We start from the raw sequence: 5,899 nt of genomic DNA on the forward strand, positions 1-5,899 counted from the left end.
GTATATACATCTTGGGCAGCCAATCTGTCTGCTATAGCTTGGAGGTGAAAATAAAAGGAAATAAAACAGAAAAAGATATAGAAAACACATTTAATCTTCGCAAGTTTTCACACGGTGAAGAAAGCACTGTCAGCATGGGGACATTGAAAGAGATGGCCTATCTTGTACGCAGAGGACCACTCCCACGCCTTCCCTCACTTAAGTATGTCCCGGTGCGCTATCGTCGATGGTTGCCTCTCTCTGTGGCTAAACGCTATCAGTGCCTGGTGATTGGCGCTGCCCAGGGCGTCGCTACCGTGGCGCTGGCCCGTCCAGGTGACGCTGCTTTCTATACCCTCCTTGAAGAGATCACCACCTGCACAGTCTTTCCCGTGCTTGTTCCCCCATCATCGCTGCGCTTAGCGATTAAGCGCCTTGAACGCGACCAGCGGCGCCTCAGCCTGAGTATACACCCCACTGATTTTTTGCCCCCCTACCAGATCAGGACACTGTCACAGCTTTCCCTCTTTTCATGAGAGCAGGGAGATCGAGCGCAGGCCCCCATCTTATGCTTTTCTCCAGGCATCACCGCATTTCAACCAATATGAGCATCAGGCAAAAACCCGCGAGTGCTATTGTGCTCCTTAAGAGGCAGGCATGGCAGTCAGCTACTCACAGGCAGACTGCCATGTAGCCAAGCGCGGCGTTAGCCGCAATACGGCGCACTCAGGAGGTGGCTTTTTATGCGCATACCACTCGTGGACCTGCAGGCGCAGTATCAGATCATCAAGGAAGAGATTCGTACTAGCCTGGATAAGGTTCTGAACGATATGGAGCTGTTCCTTGGGCCGCACACCTCTGCTTTTGAGGAGGCTTTCGCCTCTTACTGCGGCTGTCGCTATGGCATTGGGGTCTCATCGGGCACCGATGCCCTGACATTAGCTTTGCGCGCCTGCGGCATCGGCCCAGGCGATGAGGTGATCACAGTGGCCAATACTTTTGTGGCGACTGTCGAGGCCATCGCCCAGGTCGGAGCCAAGCCGGTCTTTGTCGATATCGATCCTCAGACCTATACGATCGATCCCGAGCAGGTTAACGCGGCCTTAACCCCCCGTACACGGGCCCTGTTACCAGTGCATCTTTATGGCCACCCCGCTGAAATGGAGCCGCTGCTAGCCATCGCCCGCCGCGCCGGCCTGCGCATTATCGAAGATGCTTCCCAGGCGCATGGCGCTCTGTATCGGGGTCGCCGTGTCGGCAGCCTTGGCGATATTGGCTGCTTCAGCCTTTATTGCAGTAAGAATCTGGGCGCCTATGGCGAGGCTGGTATCTGTGTGACCAACGATGCCAGCTTGGCCGAACGTTTACGTATGCTGCGCGATCATGGCTCTCGCATCCGCTATCATCATGAGCTGCTGGGCAGTAATGCCCGCCTCGATGAGCTACAGGCTGCCATCCTGCTCGTGAAATTGCGCCATCTGGAGCACTGGAACGCTGCCCGTCAGGCCCACGCACAGTTCTATAGCGAGCACTTGCGCGGCATTGTTGCCGCCCTGCCTACGGTGCGCCCCTGGGCCACTCATGTCTATTGCTACTATGTGATCCAGGTCGAGGAGCGCGAGCAGCTCCGGCGCCTCTTGCAGGAAGCCGGCATTAGTTCAGGCATTCACTATCCGGTCCCTTTGCACCTCCAGCCCGCCTGCGCCTACCTCGGCTATCAACGCGGTGCTCTTCCACATACCGAGGCCTGCGCCACACGCATTCTGTCATTACCCATGTATCCAGAACTCTCCGAGCAGCAGCTGAGCTATATCGTGGAGACGGTGAGCAGCAGTCTCAAGCAATCTGGTGCTGCGCCTGCCCATCCTTGAGTGATCTGGTATCTACTCGCTTGCTTGTTTGGACACAAGGTCCCAACCCGCGAGGCGGCTATCGTCACGCTCTTGAGACAGGTCTCTGCAGAGGGCTAGAGCGGCCTGGAATGGCAGTCGGGATGAGCCTGCTACTGAAGGTGTTTGCCATCCGATCTGATCCGATCCGTGCGCCGGGGTGCGCTACTGGGCTGCCGCTGGCAGCCTGCGAGCCGCGCAGCGCTTCAGGGGTCCCGGTCCCATCTGGCGGCAGCTTTGACCCCTTGCAGCCTGCTGTTGGCCCCTTGAGATAATAGCAGAGCTTTGACAACAGAAATGGAAACGGAGGAGGTAGATTGTCATGGAAACCCTGCGCTTCGCCATCATCGGCTGGGGCTATTGGGGTCCCCGCTTGGCGCGTAACCTTGAGTCGCTCCCTTATGCTAGCGTAACCTTGATTGTTGACAGCAATCCTGCTTGCCAGTTCTCTCCTTCTCTGCGTCATCACCCCTGGGCTCGCTTTACTACCTCCGTTGAGGAGGCCTATCGCTCCGAGGTGGACGCCATCGTTGTGGCAACGCCAGTCAGTACCCACTATGCTTTTGCCCGTGCCGCCCTTGAGCATGATAAGCACGTACTCGTCGAAAAACCCTTGACCACCAGTGTGGCAGAAGCTGAGGAGCTGGTTAGTCTGGCTCAGCAGCGGCAACGCATCTTAATGGTCGGCCATACTTTCGAATACAGTCCAGCAGTCAATGAGTTGCGCAAGCTGATCCGCAATAATGATTTGGGCAAGATCTACTGCTTCGAAGCCATTCGCGTGAATCTGGGCCTCTTCCGTCAGGATACCAATGTCATTTGGGATCTCGCCCCCCACGATATCTCAATTTTGCTTTATCTGCTCGATGAAAAACCAACAGAGGTGCGCGTCCAGGCCCATGCCCATCTGCAACCGCATATTCCCGATATTGCACATCTGGATTTAACGTTTGCCAGCGGCATGACAGCCCACGTTCATGTAAGCTGGCTCCATCCCTGTAAAATTCGTCGCGTGACCATTATCGGCGATCAGCGCATGGCAGTCTACGATGATACGAATCCGGCTGAGATGCTCAAGATCTATAACAAGGGGGCCGATGTGCATGCTGATCCCGTTATTTCTTATCGTAACGGTGAAATTACTATTCCTCATATCGATTGGATCGAACCATTGCGCTTGGAATGCGAGGATTTCGCTAATGCGATCCGTACAGGGACACAGCCCCGCGCTCATGGACTGGTCGGCCTGGAAGTCGTTCGCATCCTGGCGGCAGCTCAGCAGGAGCTTGAACATCAGACACGCCAAGAAGCCAGACTGATCAGTCAGCCAGCTAGCTTTGCCCGTTGATGACTAGACGTTTTTCACCCTCGGGCACTGGATTTCAGTTCAGGGAGGGAAGGCAAGTCGCTATGAATCTGGTGGCCTTTTCTCTGCGCTCCAAGGGAGCGCATAATTTTCTGCGCCGCCTCTGGACTGTCTTCGCTCGCTTCGGCCTCACAGAGCGGCGGACTGCCCGGGCTTTGCAGACACTTGTCGCTACTCTGCGTCACTATGGCGCTTACCCCACTTTCTTTATCCCTGCCGCAGTGTTGCGCCGCCATGTTTCTCTGTTGCGCCAGATCGCTTCCAGCGGCGCAGAAGTCGGGATTCATGGCTATGTCCACAATGATTATCGTACGCTGACGCACCAGCAGCAGGAAGAGCAAACACGCCTGGCAATCGCTGTCTTCAGGCAGAACCACATCCCTTTTGCTGGCTTCCGCAATCCCTATCTCGGTTGGACAGAAGAGGCGCTGGAGATCTTTGCTTCGCTGGGCCTCACCTACGAGAGCAATGAAGCTGTGATTCACGACGTGATCGACCTGAAGGCGTTCCCACCGCGGTTGTGCCGCGGCTACGAGAAATCCCTACGCCTGTTTCAGGCGGTGCCGCCAAGCATTTATGACCTGCGGCCACACTGCGAAGGACCTTTAGTTCGCCTCCCTACAAGTATCCCAGATGACGAGATGCTCTTCGATCGCCTGCGCATTACTGAGCCTGGGCGCATCGCTGCCATCTGGTCAACGATAATGGCACGTATCTACGCACTGGGAGGACTCTATACCCTCAATCTTCACCCTGAGCGGGGCTTGCTCTGTCAAGCAGCACTTCGCAGCTTGCTTGACTATGCAACGAGTCAGCCGGAACCCGTCTGGATCGCCCGCCTGGAAGAGATCGCCCACTGGTGGCGCCAGCGCTGTGCCTTCCGCTTTGAGATCAGTGCCGCAGGTCCTCAGCGCTGGCGCGTTTGCTTGCTCAGCTCTCCGCGCGCCCAGGTGCAAACCAAATATCTGACGGTGCTGGCCCGCTCTGGAGAACTCGCGGCTAAAGAGGATCAGAGTATCACAAGAGAAGGACTGCAGCGCCAGGAGTGGCTTGTTGAGGCCGCGAGCTGCCCGGCGGTCGCCCTCTCTCCCGCTACTCCCCCAGCCGTGATGGCCTTTCTCCAAGAACAGGGCTATGCCGTGACTCGGGCTAGCGGCGAGAAGGCTTCAGACTATAGCCTCTTTCTGGATCTGCCCGATGGCCTGGGAACGACACCGGCTCAGCAGCGAGCACAGCGCCGCCAGCTTGTTGCTCAGCTCGAAGCGCTGTCAGCCCCGCTGCTCTCGTTTGCACCCTGGCCAGCCCCCTATCGGGCTGCCTTGGCGATCAGCAGCGATATCGATTCGGTAACTATCCAGGATTTCTTTTTGCGCATCATTGAAGTTGCTCGCGCTAGCCGTCCCAAGCACTGAGATAGCGACTCACGGCCATTGCAGGGTGAGGAAATGGAGCGGGCGAGAGAAACGCAGCCCACTAGAAGCAGACCTGACTCATATGACCTCAGCGCCACTGGCGCATAATGTTTTTTCCTTATCAGCATCTTCATATAGTTTTTGCCCTAATTAATCCAACAGATCGGCAGAGAGTACTATATGCTGATATTGTCTGACGTTCTTGGTTCTTAAGTTAGTAATAGTACCTACTATCTGCTTCATCTGTAAAAAATGCCAATCTATCACGTCCATACTTAGGGGGTTAACAAAATGGCGTGTGTGAGAACCACCAGGAAAAGGATAGGTCTATGCCGTCTCAAGAAAGACAGCTGCTGCCCTTTTATAGCACAACCCAGCGCGTCATTATCGCTCACGAGGCAGATATTTTCTGTCGCGGACTGCACAGTCTGCTAGAGACCTGTGAGGAGTTTGAAGTGTTGGCAGAGGTGAATTCCTGCACTGCATTGCTGGATGCTGCGACCAAGACTACCGTTGACACTGTTCTGATTGACTGTGCGTTATCAGATGGGGATTGTATTGAGTTGACACGCCGCCTGAATGAATCTCCTTCCCCTCCCCATGTGGTTCTCTTGGCCTCTGGCATCAATAATGAGTTGCTCTTGCAGGCCCTGCTCAATGGGGCCAGCGGTTACCTGACTAAGGATACGCCCGGCCATCAGGTGCTCGCCTGTCTGCAAGGATTGCGTAGAGGTGAGTTGGCTTTAGTCCCCTATGTGGCTGGCGTGGCTATTCGCCTACTGGTATGGGAATGCTATCGCTTGGCCGCTACCCTGTCCGCCCATACCTCCACCATTCGCCCCTCGCAGCCCCCTACCGTGGAGGCCCAGATAGATCCTTCTCAGCTCCAGCCAGAGACCCTTTATGGAGAGTCGCACAGGCCAACAGCCTGGCCCCATTTAACGGCGCAGGAGCAGAAGATTCTGCGGCTGCTGCGACTCGGCCTGAGCAATAAGCAGATCGCCGCCCGGCTCTCGATCTCCCCCTACACAGTCGGTAAGCATGTCCAACACATCCTGCGCAAGCTCGGGGCCAGTAATCGTACCCAAGCCGCCTCACATACTCCATTTGAGGGACCTCAAGCAAGGGATGAACAGTAATTATTGACAAGTTACTGCTTTTCAAAATACTTCAATTGAGTAGTTGTAAATTAGCAGATCGTTGTGTTTTAATACTAAAGAGTTGAGCGTTTCCTGGAAGGCAAAATCTTCTAC

At 55.4% G+C, this 5,899-nt stretch carries 5 protein-coding genes; all 5 read left to right on the top strand.

Annotation, left to right across the window (positions count from 1 at the left end):
• Positions 1-134 precede the first annotated feature (134 nt).
• A complete protein-coding gene (locus tag IRZ24_RS15770; RefSeq protein ID WP_297166031.1) occupies positions 135-515 on the top strand; it encodes a hypothetical protein in 381 nt (126 codons plus the stop codon).
• A 207-nt stretch (positions 516-722) separates the two neighbouring features.
• Positions 723-1,850 (top strand): DegT/DnrJ/EryC1/StrS family aminotransferase, encoded by a 1,128-nt coding sequence (locus IRZ24_RS15775; RefSeq protein ID WP_297166032.1) that lies wholly within the window; start codon positions 723-725, stop codon positions 1,848-1,850.
• Positions 1,851-2,190: 340 nt separating this feature from the next.
• Complete coding sequence (locus IRZ24_RS15780; RefSeq protein WP_297166035.1) at positions 2,191-3,216, top strand: Gfo/Idh/MocA family oxidoreductase; 1,026 nt, start codon at positions 2,191-2,193, stop codon at positions 3,214-3,216.
• 62 nt (positions 3,217-3,278) lie between these two features.
• Complete coding sequence (locus IRZ24_RS15785; protein WP_297166038.1) at positions 3,279-4,646, top strand: polysaccharide deacetylase family protein; 1,368 nt, start codon at positions 3,279-3,281, stop codon at positions 4,644-4,646.
• Positions 4,647-4,975: 329 nt separating this feature from the next.
• A complete protein-coding gene (locus tag IRZ24_RS15790; protein WP_297166042.1) occupies positions 4,976-5,785 on the top strand; it encodes a response regulator transcription factor in 810 nt (269 codons plus the stop codon).
• Positions 5,786-5,899: the final 114 nt, after the last annotated feature.

The sequence above is a fragment of the Thermogemmatispora sp. genome (assembly GCF_019683755.1).
GTDB lineage: Bacteria > Chloroflexota > Ktedonobacteria > Ktedonobacterales > Ktedonobacteraceae > Thermogemmatispora.